2 protein-coding genes and 1 pseudogene are annotated in these 2,365 nt (G+C 42.7%); all 3 read left to right on the top strand.

What is annotated here, in order from left to right; all coding sequences use genetic code 11:
* Positions 1-127: 127 nt before the first annotated feature.
* Positions 128-475 (top strand): annotated as a pseudogene (locus IQ270_RS29745) (ABC transporter permease); the annotation flags it as partial.
* A 134-nt stretch (positions 476-609) separates the two neighbouring features.
* Positions 610-1,509, top strand: a complete 900-nt coding sequence (locus tag IQ270_RS29740) for an Rpn family recombination-promoting nuclease/putative transposase (protein ID WP_193976695.1) — start codon at positions 610-612, stop codon at positions 1,507-1,509.
* Between the two features lie 43 nt (positions 1,510-1,552).
* Positions 1,553-2,335 (top strand): Gldg family protein, encoded by a 783-nt coding sequence (locus IQ270_RS29735; RefSeq protein ID WP_228056826.1) that lies wholly within the window; start codon positions 1,553-1,555, stop codon positions 2,333-2,335.
* Positions 2,336-2,365 lie beyond the last annotated feature (30 nt).

The following is a 2,365-nucleotide window of genomic DNA, read 5'->3' as shown; positions in this document are numbered from 1 at the left end:
TCTGATGGCTAATCTACTCAACAATATTCCTATACATCTTGAGCGTTGGAGCTCTTTCCCTGAAACTCCTGTGGATGCCTTTTATGCTTGTAACTCCTCCTAATTGTAAAAAACCTACACCTGTCAGCCCGTACCCCCCGGCGTACTCCTACTAGGACACGGCGGCCTCATCCTCCTAGCAGCAGCAGTATTATCCCTCGGAATGTTTATTTCCTCCCTCACAGACAGCACAATTTTATCAGCCATCCTCACCTTCGCTCTAGTATTATTTCTGTGGGTGATAGACGCCGCCGCCGTCGCTATTAGCGGCCCCTTCGGAGCAGCATTAGGACAGTTGTCGCTATTAACACATTACACTAATCTTGTCAAGGGAGTTTTCGATACCAGCAGTTTAATTATGTTTGCCAGTTACATCATTCTAGGAGTATTTCTCACCGCTCAATCCATCGACGCCTTGCGATATCAGCGTTCTTAGAAGCAGAAGCCAAAGGGAAGAGAGAAGGACAGAGATGGAGATTCAAAGAACAACAACCAATTCCCAATTCCCAATTCCCAATTCCCAATTCCCAATTCCCCATTAATGTTAAATTCTACAAAGTACCTCAAACCATGAGATTTATAAATCCCAAAATAGACTTTGCGTTCAAAAAAATATTCAGTTCCAGCGACAGCAAAGACATCCTGATTAATTTTTTAAACGCCATCCTCTATGAAGCACAGCCAGTCATCGAAGACTTAGAAATAATCAAATCCCCACCAGGAAATCAAACTTTCGGAGTAGACACACAGCTAGATGTCAAAGCCACAATTAAGGGCGACCGAATCGCCCTCATTGAAATCCAACTGATCAACGTGGCTTCCTTTGGGAAAAGAGTTTTGTACAATGCTGCCAAAAGCTACAGCGTGCAATTAACAGGAGAAGAACGCTACGAAAGACTAAAAACAGTAGTTTCCTTGAAAATTGCCGACTTTGAAATGTTTGAAAATCAGCCAGAATTTCTGACTAGGTTTGTTTTCAAAGAAAAAGAGCAACAGTTTGATTATCCAGATACTGAAATAGAATTAGTATTTATCGAACTGCCCAAATTCAGCAAAGAATTAGGGCAATTAGAAACAACCGCCGACCAATGGATATACCTTCTAAAAAACACCAGCACTCTGGAAACAATACCAGAAACACTGAAGGCTGTTCCCGAAATTCATAAAGCTTTGATAATTGCTAGCGAGGACAACTTCAATCAGAAAGAGTTAAATGAATTGCAAAACCAAGAACTGTGGATACAAGACCAGCAGATTGCCATAGATTTAGCCAAAGACCAGGTGACAAAAAGCGCTCAGCTATCCTTAATTTTGCGTCAAATCGTGCGGCGTTTAGGCACAATCAAACCCGAAACAGAAAACTGCATCCGTCAATTAGGGATGGAGGAATTAGAAGAATTAGGAGATGCCGTGCTGGATTTTAAACAGCAGTCTGATTTAACAGCATGGTTGCAGGCTAATGCGGTATGAATAAGATTCTAGAACCGGAAAATAGTCAACCCATATTTATCTTATGAAAATTAGAAAAAAAAATTGGAAATATATTTTTTGGCTGGGCCCCCTCCTCACTGCAGCGGGGGTAACAGCAGCACTTGTATCCGGAGTGTGGGAACCCCTGACAGTCGGTCTAGTTATTGCCGGAATAGTGACGATCGCACTTGGGCTGCTATATTTAACTCACGAACAAGGCTTTTGGGGGCAGCGTTCCACCCAAGCCGGCACCAACGCCCTAATTGCTACCGCCGCAGTCTTGGTGATTCTCGCAGTGATTAACTTCATAGCATTTCGCTATCCCCTCCGCATCGACTTAACCGAAAGCCAACAGTTTACCCTCGCCCCCCAGACTCAACAAATACTGCGAAACCTCCAACAACCAGTCAAAGTGTGGGTATTTGACCCAATTCAAAATCCCCAAATTAAAGAATTGCTACAAAGCTACAAACGCGAAGGAGGCGAAAAGTTCCAATTCGAGTTTGTAGACCCCCAATTGCAACCGGGAAAAGCGCGGGAATTTAGCATTACCAGCATCGGAGAAGTTTACCTGCAATCCGGTGACAAAAAACAGGTGCTGCAAAAAGGTGGCACAGCTTTTGGTAGCGACCCAAATCAAGGTCTTTCTGAGATCAAACTTACCAATGGCTTAGAAGAAATTCTCAGCACTCGCGTTCCTACAGTTTACTTTTTGCAAGACAAAGGAACCAGGGTAAGCGCATCTAATTTGGTAGTTAAATATACAGATTATTTGGCACATTTATATAATGACAGATATCGTTTGAGCATCAGAGATGTTATCTAGTAGACTGATCAGTACAAAGTTTCTATCTTA

The sequence above is a fragment of the Microcoleus sp. LEGE 07076 genome, assembly GCF_015207455.1.
Lineage (GTDB): Bacteria > Cyanobacteriota > Cyanobacteriia > Cyanobacteriales > Microcoleaceae > Microcoleus.
Note: the sequence above shows the minus strand (reverse complement) of the source record. Positions and strands in the feature narration are given on the sequence as shown.

What these genes read in the sequence shown, in the direction of transcription:
- IQ270_RS29740 (WP_193976695.1), top strand. Translation starts at nt 610, where the DNA reads ATGAGATTTATAAATCCCAAAATAGACTTTGCGTTCAAAAAAATATTC.
- IQ270_RS29735 (WP_228056826.1), top strand. Translation starts at nt 1,553, where the DNA reads ATGAAAATTAGAAAAAAAAATTGGAAATATATTTTTTGGCTGGGCCCC.